19 protein-coding genes are annotated in these 16,343 nt (G+C 49.9%); 7 read left to right on the plus strand and 12 right to left on the minus strand.

The features are described 5' to 3' along the window. Positions 1-4: 4 nt before the first annotated feature. The 3 genes from CPY98_RS17330 (at position 5) to CPY98_RS17340 (ending at position 2,429) form a co-directional block, all read left to right on the plus strand. Complete coding sequence (locus CPY98_RS17330) at positions 5-886, plus strand: N-acetylmannosamine kinase (RefSeq protein ID WP_096388500.1); 882 nt, start codon at positions 5-7, stop codon at positions 884-886. Between the two features lie 15 nt (positions 887-901). After that, positions 902-1,372 carry an N-acetylneuraminate anomerase gene (gene nanQ / locus CPY98_RS17335; protein ID WP_096388501.1) on the plus strand — a complete coding sequence of 157 codons (471 nt, stop codon included), beginning with the start codon at positions 902-904 and terminating at the stop codon, positions 1,370-1,372. 175 nt (positions 1,373-1,547) lie between these two features. Continuing rightward, positions 1,548-2,429 (plus strand): MurR/RpiR family transcriptional regulator, encoded by an 882-nt coding sequence (locus CPY98_RS17340; RefSeq protein ID WP_096388502.1) that lies wholly within the window; start codon positions 1,548-1,550, stop codon positions 2,427-2,429. A gap of 96 nt (positions 2,430-2,525) precedes the next feature. On the opposite strand, the gene sspB is transcribed toward CPY98_RS17340, so the two are convergent. From sspB to zapE, 5 genes are all read right to left on the minus strand, one after another. Beyond that, positions 2,526-3,023: a ClpXP protease specificity-enhancing factor gene (sspB, locus tag CPY98_RS17345; protein WP_040047157.1), complete on the minus strand. Its 498-nt coding sequence runs from the start codon at positions 3,021-3,023 to the stop codon at positions 2,526-2,528. Between the two features lie 2 nt (positions 3,024-3,025). Beyond that, positions 3,026-3,667 (minus strand): stringent starvation protein SspA, encoded by a 642-nt coding sequence (sspA, locus tag CPY98_RS17350; protein ID WP_004091284.1) that lies wholly within the window; start codon positions 3,665-3,667, stop codon positions 3,026-3,028. A 346-nt stretch (positions 3,668-4,013) separates the two neighbouring features. Continuing rightward, positions 4,014-4,406, minus strand: coding sequence for a 30S ribosomal protein S9 (rpsI, locus tag CPY98_RS17355; RefSeq protein WP_025801139.1), 393 nt, complete (start codon positions 4,404-4,406; stop codon positions 4,014-4,016). Between the two features lie 15 nt (positions 4,407-4,421). Beyond that, positions 4,422-4,850 (minus strand): 50S ribosomal protein L13, encoded by a 429-nt coding sequence (rplM, locus tag CPY98_RS17360; RefSeq protein ID WP_004091281.1) that lies wholly within the window; start codon positions 4,848-4,850, stop codon positions 4,422-4,424. Between the two features lie 291 nt (positions 4,851-5,141). Continuing rightward, a complete protein-coding gene (gene zapE / locus CPY98_RS17365) occupies positions 5,142-6,290 on the minus strand; it encodes a cell division protein ZapE (RefSeq protein ID WP_096388503.1) in 1,149 nt (382 codons plus the stop codon). 409 nt (positions 6,291-6,699) lie between these two features. Here zapE and zapG point away from each other — a divergent pair, with 409 nt between their 5' ends. The 3 genes from zapG (at position 6,700) to degS (ending at position 9,832) form a co-directional block, all read left to right on the plus strand. Continuing rightward, on the plus strand, positions 6,700-7,095 hold the full coding sequence (zapG, locus tag CPY98_RS17370) for a Z-ring associated protein ZapG (RefSeq protein WP_040047155.1): 396 nt from the start codon (positions 6,700-6,702) through the stop codon (positions 7,093-7,095). 209 nt (positions 7,096-7,304) lie between these two features. Then, positions 7,305-8,633, plus strand: a complete 1,329-nt coding sequence (locus CPY98_RS17375) for a Do family serine endopeptidase (RefSeq protein WP_046448696.1) — start codon at positions 7,305-7,307, stop codon at positions 8,631-8,633. 122 nt (positions 8,634-8,755) lie between these two features. Next, a complete protein-coding gene (gene degS / locus CPY98_RS17380) occupies positions 8,756-9,832 on the plus strand; it encodes an outer membrane-stress sensor serine endopeptidase DegS (protein WP_025801135.1) in 1,077 nt (358 codons plus the stop codon). An 80-nt stretch (positions 9,833-9,912) separates the two neighbouring features. Here degS and murA read toward each other — a convergent pair whose 3' ends face one another. The 7 genes from murA to mlaF all read right to left on the minus strand — a co-directional run bounded on the left by murA (position 9,913) and on the right by mlaF (position 14,816). Beyond that, positions 9,913-11,172, minus strand: a complete 1,260-nt coding sequence (gene murA / locus CPY98_RS17385; RefSeq protein ID WP_025801134.1) for a UDP-N-acetylglucosamine 1-carboxyvinyltransferase — start codon at positions 11,170-11,172, stop codon at positions 9,913-9,915. Positions 11,173-11,238: 66 nt separating this feature from the next. Further along, the gene (gene ibaG / locus CPY98_RS17390) at positions 11,239-11,493 is read right to left on the minus strand and encodes a BolA family iron metabolism protein IbaG (RefSeq protein WP_008815209.1); all 255 of its coding nucleotides are present in this window, start codon (positions 11,491-11,493) and stop codon (positions 11,239-11,241) included. A gap of 188 nt (positions 11,494-11,681) precedes the next feature. After that, positions 11,682-11,996, minus strand: a complete 315-nt coding sequence (gene mlaB / locus CPY98_RS17395) for a lipid asymmetry maintenance protein MlaB (protein WP_025801133.1) — start codon at positions 11,994-11,996, stop codon at positions 11,682-11,684. Next, entirely contained in the window at positions 11,996-12,637 is a 642-nt protein-coding gene (mlaC, locus tag CPY98_RS17400) for a phospholipid-binding protein MlaC (RefSeq protein ID WP_025801132.1), read from the minus strand. Before mlaC ends, mlaB begins: the two co-directional genes overlap by 1 nt. 17 nt (positions 12,638-12,654) lie before the next feature. Beyond that, a complete protein-coding gene (gene mlaD, locus CPY98_RS17405; protein WP_025801131.1) occupies positions 12,655-13,194 on the minus strand; it encodes an outer membrane lipid asymmetry maintenance protein MlaD in 540 nt (179 codons plus the stop codon). Positions 13,195-13,198: 4 nt separating this feature from the next. Then, a complete protein-coding gene (mlaE, locus tag CPY98_RS17410; RefSeq protein ID WP_025801130.1) occupies positions 13,199-13,981 on the minus strand; it encodes a lipid asymmetry maintenance ABC transporter permease subunit MlaE in 783 nt (260 codons plus the stop codon). Between the two features lie 4 nt (positions 13,982-13,985). Continuing rightward, the gene (gene mlaF, locus CPY98_RS17415; protein ID WP_025801129.1) at positions 13,986-14,816 is read right to left on the minus strand and encodes a phospholipid ABC transporter ATP-binding protein MlaF; all 831 of its coding nucleotides are present in this window, start codon (positions 14,814-14,816) and stop codon (positions 13,986-13,988) included. 542 nt (positions 14,817-15,358) lie between these two features. Here mlaF and CPY98_RS17420 point away from each other — a divergent pair. Beyond that, positions 15,359-16,342: a calcium/sodium antiporter gene (locus CPY98_RS17420; protein WP_043489284.1), complete on the plus strand. Its 984-nt coding sequence runs from the start codon at positions 15,359-15,361 to the stop codon at positions 16,340-16,342. Position 16,343: the final 1 nt, after the last annotated feature.

Consider the following 16,343-nt stretch of genomic DNA (forward strand, 5'->3'; position numbering starts at 1 on the left):
CACGATGAACATACTCGCCATTGATATTGGTGGAACCAAACTGGCCGCAGCACTTATTGAGGCAAACCGCCAGATATCGCAACGTCTTGAAATCGCGACGCCAGCCAGTTCATCGCCACTGGCTCTGGAGGAGGCGTTAGCGCAGCTGGTAGCACCTTATCAGGGTAAGGCACAGTGTGTCGCTGTGGCCTCAACCGGCATCATTGATCAAGGCATACTCACAGCACTTAACCCCGACAATCTCGGTGGGCTCAATCAGTTTCCACTGCAGCAAATCCTACAGCGATTAACCGCACTTCCCTGCACGGTATTAAACGATGCGCAGGCCGCCGCATGGGCTGAATATCACTATCTGGCGGACCGATTTAAGCACATCACTTTTATTACGGTTTCCACCGGCGTCGGCGGCGGCGTGATTATCAACGGTCAGCTCCTCACCGGGCCGCACGCATTTGCAGGACACATCGGTCACACGCAGGCCGATCCAAACGGGCCTCGCTGCGGATGTGGTCGCACCGGCTGCGTGGAGTCTATTGCTTCAGGACGCGCCATTGCCGCTGCGGCTCAAAATGAATTGCAGGGAAAAGATGCACGGCAGATTTTTAGCGCCGCGCAAAACGGCAACCTCCAAGCCAAACGGCTGATTACCCATTCAGCTCAGGCTCTTTGCCAGTTGATCGCCAATCTTAAAGCTATTTTAGATACGGAATGCGTGGTTTTAGGCGGCAGCGTTGGTTTGGCACAGGACTATCGTCAGCAGGTCGAGGACGGCCTTGCTTTATTACCGTCGCCGTTTCATATCCCTGTGTTTGCTGCCCACTACAAACATGATGCAGGACTGATTGGCGCCGCGTTATTTGCTGCCGAACAGAACCAGAATAAATAATAAAAGGATGGCTTTATGATTTTGGGAAAAATAACCGATATTGACCAACAGGCCGATCTCCCCGCCGCACTACGGGCGATCGTCAAACAAGCATTAGCTTTAGCGCCCGAAACGCTAGAGCCCGGACGCTATGAAATCGACGGCGACGATATCTTTATCAATGTGATGGCCTTTGAAACCGCCGATGCACAAAGCAAGCGTTACGAACAACACCGCGACTATGCTGATATTCAAATCCTGCTTAGCGGGAATGAACGTATCGATTTTGGCCCCGCCGATTCAGGGCAAGAGCTCGATACTTATCATGAAGACGATGACTATCAGCTGTGCAGTAAAGTTGAACCGCGCCAAACGATTCACATGCAAGCGGGCATGTTTGCGGTGTTTCTGCCCGGCGAACCGCATAAGCCGGGGTGCATCGCAACTCAATCACAGACAATAAAAAAAGCGGTGATCAAAGTGCGGCAACGCTGTCTCACCCACTGAGATTTCCAAATAATAATAACCATGCAGTAAGACGACTGTTTCTCTTTGACCGCGTGATGTATATATACCCCCTATGTGTACATCGCGCTTTTTTTAACATCCCACACTTGCTACGCTCTATGACATCAACTCTCCGCAGCCACGATCGCCTTAATCAGGTGGAAACAGGGAAATTATGCAGCCTCAAGCCCCTCGCCTTAAACCGGGGAAAATCCTCGACACCTTAGGTGCGATGCAAAACAGCCTGACTCGTGTTGCCCAACGCATTGCGCAGTACATTCTTCGTACCCCTCATCGCGTCACGCAGCTTTCCATTGCCGAGCTTTCCCGAGAAACGCAGGCGGGAGAAGCCTCCGTGATCCGTTTATGCCGGACGCTGGGTTATAAAGGTTTTCAAGATTTCAAAATGGATTTGGCTATCGAGTTGGCCACCGCAGAACCTGAAATCAATGCACCGTTGCTCGATGCCGAAATTGGAAATATCGACGATGCTCACACCATTGGCTTAAAACTCCAAAATACGATCAACAACGTATTGTCAGAAACGCTCAACCTGTTAGACCTGCATCAGGTCAGTCAGGTGGTTGAGGTGCTGAGAAACAGCCAGTCGGTTTATATTTTTGGCGTGGGATCCTCCGGCATTACCGCCGAAGATATGAAGCATAAACTCATGCGCATTGGGCTGCGGGTTGATGCCGTGACCAATAATCATTTTATGTATATGCAGGCTACGCTGCTCAACGCTGGCGATGTTGCAATTGCCATCAGCCACTCGGGCAGTTCGCCAGAAACGGTGCATGCGCTCACGTTAGCGAAACAGGCCGGAGCTACCACCGTTGCACTAACGCATAATTTAGGCTCTCCATTGAGCGAGGTGGCAGATTTCAGCCTTATCAACGGCAATCGGCAAGGCACGTTGCAGGGGGACTCGATTGGAACCAAAACGGCACAGCTGTTCGTTTTAGATTTGCTGTACACCTTGCTGGTTCAGGCCGCACCGGAGCAAGCGAGAGAAACTAAACTGCGCACCATGAGAGCCTTGGATATAACCAAATAATCCCTCGAAAGCGCCACTGTTTTGCCTGATTTCAGATACAAAAAAGCCAGTCATATGACTGGCTTTTTACTGACTTAACAACCTAGATTCACGTTGCTATTTAACAACGCGCAATGAAGGTCGTCCGCGAGGCGGCGGCGTTGGCTCATCGCCATCGTCATCAGACTCAACGGGAACGTCTGGCAAATTGCCATCAATCACCGTCATGCTCGGCTCGCTTGTCGTTTCATCGTCTTCTACCGACATCAACGGCATTTCGTTTTCGTAAGCAGGCTCAGGCTCAAACATCGTACCAGCCCCGTTCTCACGCGAGTAAATCGCCATGACTGCGGAGATAGGCACGTAGACGTTACGAGGAACGCCACCAAAACGCGCATTGAAGCGAACGGCATCATCGCCCAGCTCAAGATTACCCACGGCACGCGGTGCAATGTTCAATACGATTTGACCATCGCGCGCAAACTCCATCGGCACCATCACGCCATGGCGGTTAACATCCACCACCAAGTGAGGCGTAAGCTGGTTATCAAGCAACCACTCATAGAAGGCACGCAGCAAGAAAGGGCGGCGTGGCGACATTTGAGACAATTCCATGATTAGCCTCGGGTATGCAGACGCATTTCACGCTCAGCTTCAGTCATAGAAGCCAAGAATGCATCACGCTCAAAGACGCGAGTCATGTAGATTTTCAGTTCTTTAGAACCCGCGCCAGACAATTCAATGCCTAGAACCGGCAAACGCCATAACAGCGGTGCCAGATAGCAGTCAACCAAGCTGAACTCGTCGCTCATGAAGAATGGCTTCTGAGTAAAGACAGGCGCGATAGCCAGCAGCTCTTCACGCAGCTGTTTGCGCGCGTTGTCAGCTTCCTGAGCAGTACCCTTTTCAATTTTGTGCAGCAGTGAATACCAGTCGTTTTCGATGCGATGCATCATCAGACGGCTTTCACCACGGGCAACTGGATAAACTGGCATCAATGGTGGATGCGGGAAACGCTCGTCCAGATATTCCATGATGATACGGGATTCATACAGAGTCAGCTCACGGTCAACCAACGTCGGTACTGTGCGGTACGGGTTGAGGTCAATCAGATCCTGCGGCAGGTTATCCATCTCAACCTGCTCAATCTCGACGCTGACACCCTTTTCGGCCAGTACGATACGTACTTGATGGCTAAAGATGTCGGTCGGGCCGGAAAACAGCGTCATTACCGAACGTTTGTTGGCAGCGACAGCCATGAAAACCTCCAAGTTTATCTAGAAAACGGTATGAATAGCCGCCATCGGGCAGCGCTATCCAGATATTTGTTGTCACTCCTGACAGCCGTATAAGCCATAAAATGAAGCATAAATAACAGGTTAGATTATTTAGTGCCTCTATTGCTCAACAATTGTACGGATAACAGGGCGCAAAAGTGGGAGATAGTTTAACAGAATTTGACGGTGTTGTGGGGAAGCGATGGTTATTTCATGGCGTAATAAGTTTACGACACGTAAATTTCCGTGTTTTTTGACTGTTTACAGATACAAAAAAGCCCGGCAAGCCGGGCTTTTACTATTAATGCTCTGCCGAAGCAGAAAAACATTAACGTTTGGAGAACTGAGGACGACGACGTGCTTTACGCAGACCGACTTTCTTACGTTCAACTTCACGAGCATCACGAGTAACGAAGCCAGCTTTACGCAGTTCGCCACGCAGGGACTCGTCGTACTCCATCAGAGCGCGGGTGATACCATGACGGATCGCACCAGCCTGACCAGAAGTACCACCACCTTTAACGGTGATGTACAGATCGAATTTCTCAACCATATCAACCAATTCCAGCGGCTGACGAACTACCATGCGGGCAGTTTCACGACCGAAGTACTGTTCCAGAGAACGTTGGTTGATTACGATTTTACCACTGCCCGGTTTGATAAACACGCGAGCGGCGGAGCTTTTGCGGCGACCAGTGCCGTAGTATTGAGTTTCAGCCATTGCCTATAATCCCGATTAAATGTCAAGAACTTGCGGTTGCTGTGCCGCGTGATTGTGCTCGTTACCAGCGTAAACTTTCAGTTTACGGTACATAGCACGACCCAGCGGGCCCTTCGGCAGCATGCCTTTAACCGCGATCTCAATGACACGCTCAGGGTGGCGAGCAATCATCTCTTCAAAGGTCGCTTGTTTGATACCACCGATGTGGCCGGTGTGATGGTAATAGATCTTGTCAGAACGCTTGTTGCCAGTTACAGCAACTTTTTCTGCGTTCAGAACGATGATGTAATCACCAGTATCAACGTGCGGAGTGTATTCCGCTTTATGCTTGCCACGCAGGCGACGAGCCAGTTCAGTAGCCAAACGGCCCAGAGTCTTGCCGTCTGCATCAACTACGTACCAGTCACGTTTTACGGTTTCTGGCTTAGCTGTAAAAGTTTTCATTAAAAGCTTACCCAATTTAAGTTACACGTTGGTGAACACCCAAACGCTTACCTGTTTAAAAAAGTAAATGTATTAGAGGCTCACACGACCATCGTCCAGCAAACCTACCCCTTCGAATAGCCAATGCCGGCACATAAAGTTTTTGGGAAAAAAAACTTCGTTGTAACGTGGGGTCGCAAGATTATAGAGAAGTAGAATCTAAAGATCGAATAATTTTTCGGGCTAAAATTGATTTTGTGATTGCATCCGGTAGACAGCGGCACCGGATGCGAGTGTTTTTTAAACAAAACGTTACGGCAAATGCTCCAAGCGCAAATAATCTTCGCTTTGCATCTCCTGTAAACGAGACAAGCAGCGCTGATATTCAAACTTCAAATGATCGCCCTGATAAATTTCGAACATCGACAGCTCCGCGCTGATGATCAGTTTTACATGACGCTCATAAAACTCATCCACTAGTGCAAGAAAGCGGCGCGCCGTATTTTCATTCAGCGTATCCATCTTCTTGACGTGATGCAAAAACACGGTGTGGTAGCGTCGCGAAAGCGCAATGTAATCAAGCTGGCTACGCGCCTCCTCGCACAGAACTGCGAACTCAACGGCTAATACGCCACCCGAGCTGCACAGCGCAGGCAGTGGCCGATGGTTGATCTCTAACACGGGGTTAATCTCCCCCACGCTGCCCGCTAATTTGGCAAACATTTCATCCATGCGCTGCCGCGTTTCGGTGGTCATCGGCGTGAAATACAGCCCTGCCTGCGTCAACGTACGCAGACGATAATCGATACCCGCATCCACATTCATTACGGTGCAATAGCGTTTAATCAGATCGATAGCGGGCAGAAAGCGGGCGCGCTGCAAGCCATTATGATAAAGGTTATCAGGAGGAATATTTGAGGTAGAAACCAGCGTAATGCCTCGGGCGAATAGGGCTTGCAACAGCGTGCCTAGCAGCATGGCATCCGTGATATCTGACACAAAAAACTCATCAAAGCACAGTACATCCGCTTCTTTTTTAAAGCCATCAGCAATGATTTCTAATGGGTTTTCTTGCCCTTGCAGCGCAACCAGCTCTTCTTGTACCCGCAGCATAAAGCGGTGGAAATGCAAACGCAGCTTCCGCTCGCTGGGAATGCTGTGGAAAAACAGATCCATTAGCCATGTTTTGCCCCGACCAACGCCGCCCCACATATACAGACCTTGCACTGGCTCCTGCGGCTTGGCGGCAGGTTTTCCCAACAGGCTCTGCAAACGCCCGCGTAATCCTCGACTCTCAGCGACGGGTGTAGACCGTTCTCTCTCGATAAGCGCTTGCTGAATGACGGTTAAAGCCTCGACGGTTTGCCGCTGCACGGCGTCGGGTTGATAGTCTCCGGCATCGAGCGCCTGCTGGTAGAGCATGGTTGGCGTCAGCACGGACGTTGTGCGATTTGGTGGCATTAGGTACAGGATCCCTACTCAATTTTTATCATTAGTTATATACCCAAAATAATTCAAATTGCATTGCGGCGGCAAGTGAGCTCATCCCGATGAGCTTACATCAGTAAGTGATTCGGATGCGCGAATGTAGCCAACAAAAATGCGGCTTGAAGTATGACGGGTATAAAGAATTTTAAAAATCTTAAACGCGACTTTTCGCGCAGCTTAGCGGCTGATTGTCGCCTGTTAACTGACTTTTGTCTTGTATCGACAATTGTTTTTGCCCGTAAATCTCTCAGCAATGCACCTTCAGGATTCCACTCAGGTAAGGTTAACGGTTATAGTGTGCTTATGTGTAGGATATGTCGTTGAATCCCTACTAAGTAAAATAGCTAACGCAAGCACATTCTATATACAGATAGGAGTCATCATGACCTGGGAGTATGCGCTTATTGGTTTAGTCGTCGGTATCGTGATTGGTGCGATAGCGATGCGTTTCGGCAACCGAAAACTCCGCCAGCAGCAGGTGCTGCAAAACGAGCTCGAAAAAAGTAAAAACGAGTTGGAGCAATATCGCCAAGAACTGGTGAGCCACTTTGCTCACAGCGCCGAGTTACTTGATAACATGGCAAGCGACTATCGCCAGCTGTATCAGCACATGGCGAAAAGCTCAAACAATCTGCTGCCAGATATGCCGCCGCAGGATAACCCTTTCCGTTACCGCTTGACCGAAGCGGACAACGATCAGGCTCCAGTTGAGTTCCCACCTCGTGATTACTCCGATGGTGCATCTGGATTACTGCGCGCCGAACGCCGCGACAAATAAGAAATATACCCAAAATAATTCACGGGTATAAGGCACTTCGGTGGCTGTTTTTTCTAACAGCCACCTCTTTTAATTACTCTTCTTAATCCCCACTTTGTTATTCTGAATAATATGGAACTTAATGCGCGCTGTTCGTTCTGAGTAGCACACCGGATTAATTTGCCCAAGACACATTGACCCTTTTGAAGACCATGAGAAAACATTCCATGATGAAGAAAAAATCTTTATTGCTCAGTGCGCTTGCTTTAAGCATGGGCTTAACAATGTTATCCGCACCGTTTGCGAATGCCGCTTTACCACCCATCGTTGCTGGACAAAGCGTACCAAGCTTAGCGCCGATGTTGGAAAAAGTGCTGCCAGCCGTGGTAAGCGTTCACGTTGAAGGGATGCAAAATGCCAAACCAACGCCGGCGGCCAAAGGTGGGGAACGTCAGTTTGAGGGCTTAGGTTCAGGTGTCATTATTGATGCAGCCAAAGGCTATGTGCTGACCAATAACCACGTTATCAGCAATGCGACTACCATCAAAGTGCAGCTCAACGATGGACGCGAATACGCCGCTAAGCTGATTGGCCGTGACGAACAATCGGATATCGCGTTAATTCAGCTCACCGATGCGAAAAACCTGACGGCGATAAAAATCGCAGACTCAGACAAACTGCGCGTGGGTGATTTTGCCGTTGCCGTGGGTAATCCATTTGGCATTGGGCAAACGGCCACCTCAGGCATTATTTCTGCATTGGGTCGCAGCGGGTTAAATCTCGAAGGTCTGGAAAACTTTATTCAAACAGATGCTGCCATCAACCGCGGTAACTCCGGTGGTGCCCTGATTAACCTCAACGGCGAGCTGATTGGCATTAACACCGCGATCTTGGCTCCGGGCGGCGGGAATATCGGTATCGGCTTTGCGATCCCAAGTAACATGGCGCAAAGCCTCAGCGCTCAACTGATCAAATACGGCGAAGTTAAACGCGGCGTTCTCGGTATTCGCGGTCGGGAAATGACGGCTGACCTCGCGCAGGCCTTCAAGCTTGACGCACAACGCGGTGCTTTCGTGAACGAAGTATTGCCAAACTCTGCCGCGGCGAAAGCGGGGATTAAAGCAGGCGACGTCATTACCGCACTGGATGGCAACCCACTCAGCAGCTTCGCCGAGCTGCGCGCCAAAATTGGCTCTGCCGCTCCGGGTACCGTGCTAAAGCTCGGTTTACTTCGCAACGGCAAGCCATTAACCGTTCCCGTTACGCTGGAAAATAGCGGTGTTACCACCACTCAAGCAGAAAACATCAGCCCTTCACTGCAAGGTGCAACGCTGAGCGATGGTGATGTGAAAGGCACACCGGGCATTAAAATTGATGACGTTGCCAAAGGCTCTGTTGCTGCACAAATGGGCATGCATAAAGGCGACCTGATCATCGGTATCAACAGCGAGCGTATTCGTGATATCGCCTCTTTGCGTAAGGCACTGGCGGCAAATCCACCGGTTATTGCGCTGCACTTATTGCGCAACGGTGAAAGCCTGTATTTGCTGATTCGCTAAATGCGGCTTCACTAAAAGAGTGATTTAAACAAAAACTGCACAAAAATCGGGCATAGGCGTGTGCCGTGCCCGATTTTCTCTGTTATTCTTCGCCTATCTTTTCTTACCCTTTCAGAAACTTCATGTTTACTAAGATATTACGCTCAGTTTTTCTGGGGCTTGTGGTAGCCATCATTTTGCTGATTGCGGTGCCATCACTGCGTCCGGTAGGGCTTTTTTCGCTATTTAAAGCAGCCTCATTCGAAGAAGCACCTATTAGCTACAATTCTGCGGTGAAACGAGCTGCACCCGCCGTCGTTAACGTTTACAACGGCAGCATGAATAATAGCGGTCAAGGCAACAATGGCTTAGCAATCAAAACTCTAGGCTCTGGCGTTATCATGGATAGCCGAGGCTACATACTCACCAATAAACATGTTGTCAGCGGCGCAGACCAAATCGTAGTCGCGCTACAAGATGGTCGCGTTTTTGAAGCTATGCTCGCCGGTTCAGACACGCTCACCGATTTGGCCGTACTGAAAATTCAGGCGACTAATCTGCCCGTTATCACCATCAACCCAAAACGCGTTCCTCACATTGGCGACGTGGTACTGGCTATCGGTAACCCCTATAACATTGGGCAAACCACAACCCAAGGGATTATCAGCGCTACCGGTCGTGTAGGGTTAAGCACCTATGGACATCAGAACTTCTTACAAACCGACGCCTCAATCAACCACGGTAACTCAGGCGGCGCATTAGTGAACACGCTGGGTGAGTTGGTGGGAATCAATACCCTATCGCTTGATAAGAGCAACGACGGCGAAACGCCTGAAGGCATTGGTTTTGCCATTCCAACCGCCCTTTCGACCAAGATCATGGCCAAGCTGATTCGCGATGGACGCGTTATTCGTGGCTTTATCGGCGTGAGCGGCAGAGAAATTGCACCGGCGCGCAATCAGCCGCAGGCGAATGCGATGGAGCGTATTCAGGGTATTATCGTGCGTGACGTGGCCGCTAACGGCCCTGCGGCTAACGCAGGGATCCAGCCGGGCGATATCGTGCTCAACGTCGATGGAAAACCTGCGGTCAGCGCAGCCGAAACCATGGATCAGGTGGCTGAAATTCGCCCTGGAACGGTAGTACCAGTAATTATTATGCGTAACGGTGAACGTATGACGCTAAGTGTGACCATCGAAGAGTTTCCAAACGTCGATTGATAACCTTACACCACAGCGAAAAAATGCCATAAAAAAACGCCATCGAAGGATGGCGTTTTTGTTTTCAAGCTTAGGCTAAATTACTCGCCTTTAACGCGCTCGATATTTGCGCCTAAGGCGCTTAACTTGTTCTCGATGCGGTCATAACCACGGTCGATGTGGTAAATACGATCGACGATAGTTGTACCTTCCGCAACGCAGCCAGCAATAACCAAACTTGCAGACGCACGCAGGTCAGTGGCCATTACCTGCGCACCAGACAGTTTTTCAACGCCGTAGCAGATCGCAGTATTACCTTCGATTTCAGCATGAGCACCCATACGGATAAGCTCAGGGATATGCATGAAGCGGTTTTCGAAGATAGTTTCGGTGATAACACCAGTACCTTCAGCCACCAGATTCAGCAAGCTGAACTGAGCCTGCATATCGGTTGGGAAACCAGGATGCGGAGCAGTACGAACGGTAACGGCTTTTGGACGCTCACCGTGCATATCTAAGGAAATCCAGTCTTCGCCAGTTTCAATATCTGCACCCGCTTCACGCAGTTTTGCCAACACGGCATCCAGCGTATCAGGACGAGTATTACGGCAGATAATCTTGCCGCGTGTAACCGCAGCGGCGATCAGGAAAGTACCGGTTTCGATGCGATCTGGCAGCACGCGATAAACACCGCCGCCCAAGCGCGCAACACCTTCGATAGTGATACGGTCTGAACCCGCGCCTGAAATTTTTGCCCCTAAGGTGTTCAGGAAGTTCGCGGTATCCACGATTTCCGGCTCACGCGCGGCGTTTTCAATAATCGTTGTGCCTTCAGCCAGCGTAGCTGCACTCATGATGGTTACGGTAGCGCCAACGCTCACCTTATCCATAACGATATGCGCGCCTTTCAAGCGACCATCAACGGAAGCTTTCACGTAGCCTTCTTCCAGTTTGATTTCTGCACCCAGCTGTTCTAAACCGGTGATGTGCAAATCAACGGGGCGAGCGCCAATCGCGCAACCACCCGGCAAGGAAACCTGACCATAGCCAAAGCGAGCAACCAGTGGGCCCAACGCCCAAATAGACGCACGCATGGTTTTCACCAGATCGTAAGGAGCACACAGCTCATTTACGTTGCTTGCATCAACGTGAACCGAACCATTACGCTCAACGCGAACACCTAACTGGCTTAACAGTTTCATCGTGGTGTCGATGTCTTTCAACTTCGGCACGTTTTGAATTTCTACAGGCTCTTCCGCCAGCAACGCGGCGAAAAGAATTGGCAGGGCTGCATTTTTTGCACCAGAAATGGTGACCTCGCCGCTTAGGCGAGTGGGCCCCTGCACACGAAATTTATCCATTATTACCGATCTCAGTTAAATATTTGAAACAACCATCACCGCGAACGGTAATAGCGAGTATTGGGATCACAACGCATTAAGCTTGCGATCGCGCTGCCATTCTTCAGGAGTGAAAGCCTTGATCGACAGTGCGTGAATTCTGTTATCTGCAATGTATTCCATCAGAGGTGCATACACCGTCTGTTGTTTTTTAACACGGCTCATACCAGCAAACTGTTCGCCGACAACAATCACCTGAAAGTGGCTGCCGTCACCGGTTACATGGGCTTCCTGCAGGGATAATGCGTTCATCAACACATCTTTAATTTCGTTGTTGTCCATGGGCGCTCAATCATTGAATAAAGAAAAAATATGAACATCGTTTTGGCATTATTGGCATAAATGCTCTTTGCAGCCAAAAGGACTAAGCCGCCCATATTAGAGTAAATATGCTCTATCTTAAACAAAGAAAAGCCCCCGATAGCATCGTTATCGAGGGCTTTAGAAATAATCCTAATTATTGCACTGGGTTAGGAGGCTAATTCAGCCCCTTCAGCGATCAGGATGTCATTGAGGTTATAGAGCGCAATCAGCGTGCGTAGACGCTCGCTCACACCGGTAATCACAATCTGGGAAGCACCGCTCGCAGGCGTGTTTTGCACGTGAACCAGCATGGCGAGGCCCGCAGAATCCACACGCGCCAACTCGCTTAAATCCAGACGTTTCTTACCTTCAAGCAACGTGTGGCGATCGTCCCAAAAACTCATGAGTGAATCTCGATCGAGAATACCAATCAGCTTGAGCGTATCTTCTTCGCTACGCCATTGCAGGACATTCGGCGTCATTATTTTTGATCCAGCGTAATCGGCTGTTGCGCAGATGAGATCAGCTGTTTGGTTAAACCATCAACGCCGTTCTGACGCAGAATAGATGCCCACTCATTTTGTTTGGTGGTGATCATGCTGACGCCTTCAGCGATCATATCAAACGCCTGCCAGTTGCCCGTTTGGCTGTTTTTACGCCACTGGAAATCCAGACGAACCGGAGGGCGCCCCTGCGGGTCAATGATAGTGACGCGAATAGGTACGATGGTCGCATCGCCCAAATCACGCTCTGGCGCAATGTTGTAGGTCTGGCCATGATACATTGCCAGAGCCTGACCATAAGCCTGTTCTAAGTATGACTGGAAAGCCTTGAAGTAAGCGTCACGCTGTGCAGGTGTCGCGCCACGGTAATACTGACCTAGCACCAGCGCGCCTGCGTATTTGACCTGCACATACGGCATCAGCTCTTCATGCACGATGGTGCGCAGATAGTTAGGATCCTGCTTGATTTTAGGCTGTTCGTTTTTAAGACGATCAAAAGTTTGCTTGGCTGCGGCATCCATCAGCTTGTAAGGGTTTGTCTGATCGACGGCAGCATTTGCCAGTGTGGGTACCAGTGGGGCTACCGCCAGCAGTGCCACCATTAACATACGTTTAAACATGAATAAATCCCCTTAAATTAATGTGCTGCCGGAGCTTCAGCAGGCGCAGATGCGTCGCCCGAAGCGCTGTCTTTCTTGTTGGCGTCATCGTTGCCGCTCTTATATAAGAACTGGCCAATCAAATCTTCCAATACCATCGCCGATTTGGTGTCTTGAATGGTGCCGCCATCTTTAAGGATAGACGTTCCCATTTCAGGATCTTCAAAGCCCACGTTTAATGCGAGGAATTGCTCACCCAGCAGCCCTGACGTGCGAATAGCCAATGAGCTGGTATCTGGGATCTGGTTATACTGCTCGTCGATATCCATCGCGACGCGAGGCAGATACGTTTTAGGATCTAAGGTAATATCCGCAACGCGTCCAATCACAACGCCGCCGATTTTGATTGGCGAACGTGCTTTCAAACCACCGATGTTATCGAATGTCGCATAGATACGATAGGTTGGCTCATTGCCCAGCGATTTAACGTTTGCAACCTGCAAGCACAGGAATACTACCGCACACAGCGCGATAAGCATGAATACGCCAACCCAAATTTCACTTTTTTTCGTTTGCATTGCATCAGTTCCCAAACATCAGTGCTGTCAGCACAAAATCTAATCCCAAGACCGCCAGTGACGAATGCACGACGGTGCGCGTGGTCGCGCGACTAATCCCTTCAGAAGTGGGTATCGCATCATATCCGTTGAACAAGGCAATCCACATGATTGTAATGGCAAACACCACGCTCTTAATCATGCAGTTGACTAAATCCGTATGGAAATCGACCGAGCCCTGCATCGCTGACCAGAAGAAACCGCTATCAATGCTTTTCCAATCGACGCCCACTACAGATCCGCCCCAGATACCCACAGCGACAAAGATCGCCGTCAACAAAGGCATACTGATAAGGCCAGCCCAAAAGCGTGGTGCCACGATGCGGCGTAGCGGATCGACGGCCATCATCTCCATGCTGGAGATCTGTTCTGTGGCTTTCATCAGACCTATTTCAGCCGTCACCGCAGAACCGGCTCGGCCCGCAAACAGCAACGCGGTGACAACCGGGCCCAGTTCACGCAGCAGCGACAACGCCACCATCATGCCAAGACTCGCCTCAGCGCTGTAGGTGGTTAAAATCAGATAGCCCTGTAAACCGAGCACCATGCCGATAAACAAACCAGAAACCACGATGATCAGCAGAGACTGCACGCCAACGCTATACAGCTGTTTACGCAGCAGCGGCCATTGTTTGGCAAATTCTGGTTTACCTATCAAGGCATTAAACATCATCAAGCCTGCGCGCCCAAATGAAGCACAGACGTTGATTCCTCGGCGTCCAAACGACGCCAACGCATTTAACAGCATGAGATCACTTACTCCCTGATCCTAATGGGGCTAATCCAAGCAGCGCGGAACGATAATCGCCAGCCGGATAGCGGAATGGCACGGGTCCGTCCGCGATGCCGTCAAGGAACTGTCGGACTCGCGGATCGCTATTGCCGCTGAGCTCCGCTGAACCGCCCTGCGCAACTACGCGCTGATCCGCCACAATATAAGCGTAATCCGCAATACTCAATACCTCAGGCACGTCGTGCGACACCACCACGCAGGTAATACCCAGCGAGTGATTTAGCTCATCAATCAATTTGACCAAAACGCCCATTGTTATTGGATCTTGCCCAACAAAAGGCTCATCAAACAAAATCATTTCAGGATCAAGTGCGATGGCACGTGCCAGCGCCGCGCGCCGCGCCATCCCGCCAGAAAGCTCTGACGGCATTAAACCGCCGGCACCACGCAGCCCGACCGCCTCTAATTTCATCAATACCGTCGTGCGGATTAACGATTCTGGCAGTTGGGTATGTTCACGCAGCGGAAACGCCACGTTATCGAATACGGTCAGATCGGTAAACAACGCGCCTGATTGAAATAGCATGCTCATTTTTTTGCGAGCTTCAAACAGCTTATGACGCGAAAGCGATGGGATATTTTGCCCATCGAACCAAATTTCACCTTTATCTGGGCGGATCTGCCCGCCAATCAAACGCAGTAGCGTGGTTTTACCGATCCCCGAAGGCCCCATGATGGCAGTGATTTTTCCTTTCGGGACGGTCATCGTAATATCGGTAAAAATTTGCCGGTTACCACGGCTAAAACTCATGCCGTTGATTTCCACCAAATTTGTTGCCTGTTGATTCATGAGCAAGATTCTCTTAGTCATCTTTATGGCACTGATTTATGGCGATTTTCGCCCTCATCCATGAGGCTGCATTAGATTTCACAGCACACGCGTTCCAAACGGTATTTCAAAGATCGGGATTCTCTCACGTTCTGACCCAATACCGCGCCAATACTTTGGCTATATTTATAACAATTTTGCGATTACGGCGCTTAAACCAGACTTATCCGGCTCATTCTGACAAATAATTCTCATGTTTTTCTGGCTAAAGGTGCCATGGGTTTTACTTTTCCCTCTCCGGCAGTCAGAATTGTTAAGATTCACGATAGTTATGGCTTAACGCTACATCGGTAGTTCATTTTCAAGAATTTCCGCCCCATTTGATAAGCCAGATCTTCGGAAATCATTTTTTCGCTTAACGTTTTTTACTATACCCAAAATAATTGGCGTTGCATCAAGGCGGCAAGAGAGAGGATCCCGAATGCAGCCAACACAGGGGCAACGTCAGGTATGACGGGTATAGAAACTGCAAACGCTGGATTATACCCAACAAAGGACTCTGCATGCTGCTCGCCACCCTATTGTTGATCGTTGGTTTAATACTATTAGTTTATGGCGCAGACCGCTTAGTTTACGGTGCCGCAGCTATAGCACGCTCATTCGGCGTCCCGCCGATGATTATTGGGATGACCATCGTGGGGATAGGCACATCCCTGCCCGAGCTGACGGTTTCCCTCACCGCGGTAATGAATAATCAAATAAACACCGCTGTCGGTACAGTCATTGGCTCAAACATCGCGAATATCTTACTTATTTTAGGCAGCGCCGCGATATTACGCCCACTTTCAGTTCGGTCTGATATTCTCAGGCGCGAACTGCCGTTAATGTTAGGCGTCACAATTTTGTGCGGGTTTGTCCTTTATGACAATCAGCTAACGCGCGTAGACGGCGTTATTTTGATTCTCGCCTTTGCGGCTTTTATGTGGCTGATGTTAAAGATGGCGCGGCTGGCGATGCGCGACGGTAACGATCCGCTCACCGACGAGCAAATGGCAGAACTTCCCAAGGATACCAGCAATACCGTGGCTTTATTATGGATTGCTTTGGGGCTGATTATTTTGCCGCTGTCGGCCAAGATAATCGTTGATAACTCAACGGTAATCGCCCGTTATTTCGGCGTCAGTGAATTGGTGATTGGCCTAACCATTATTGCCATTGGCACTAGCCTGCCAGAATTGGCAACGTCCATCGCAGGAGCGATAAAAGGTGAGCACGATATCGTGTTGGGTAATATTATTGGCTCCAATATTTTCAATATTTTGATTGTACTTGGTGTTCCAGCCCTCATATCACAAGGGGATACCCAATTTGATCCCAGCGCCTTTAGCCGCGACTACTGGGTCATGCTTGGCGTGAGCGTGGTGCTGACTGCCCTGTGTATCAGGCGAAAACACAAAATTGGACGAACGGCCGGAGCGCTACTGCTTTGCGGATTTGCAGCCTACGTGGTGATGCTATTCATACATCAGCCGATGGGTATGGATTAAA

The organism is Hafnia sp. CBA7124 (assembly GCF_002355555.1).
In the GTDB taxonomy this organism is placed as follows: Bacteria; Pseudomonadota; Gammaproteobacteria; order Enterobacterales; family Enterobacteriaceae; genus Hafnia; species Hafnia alvei.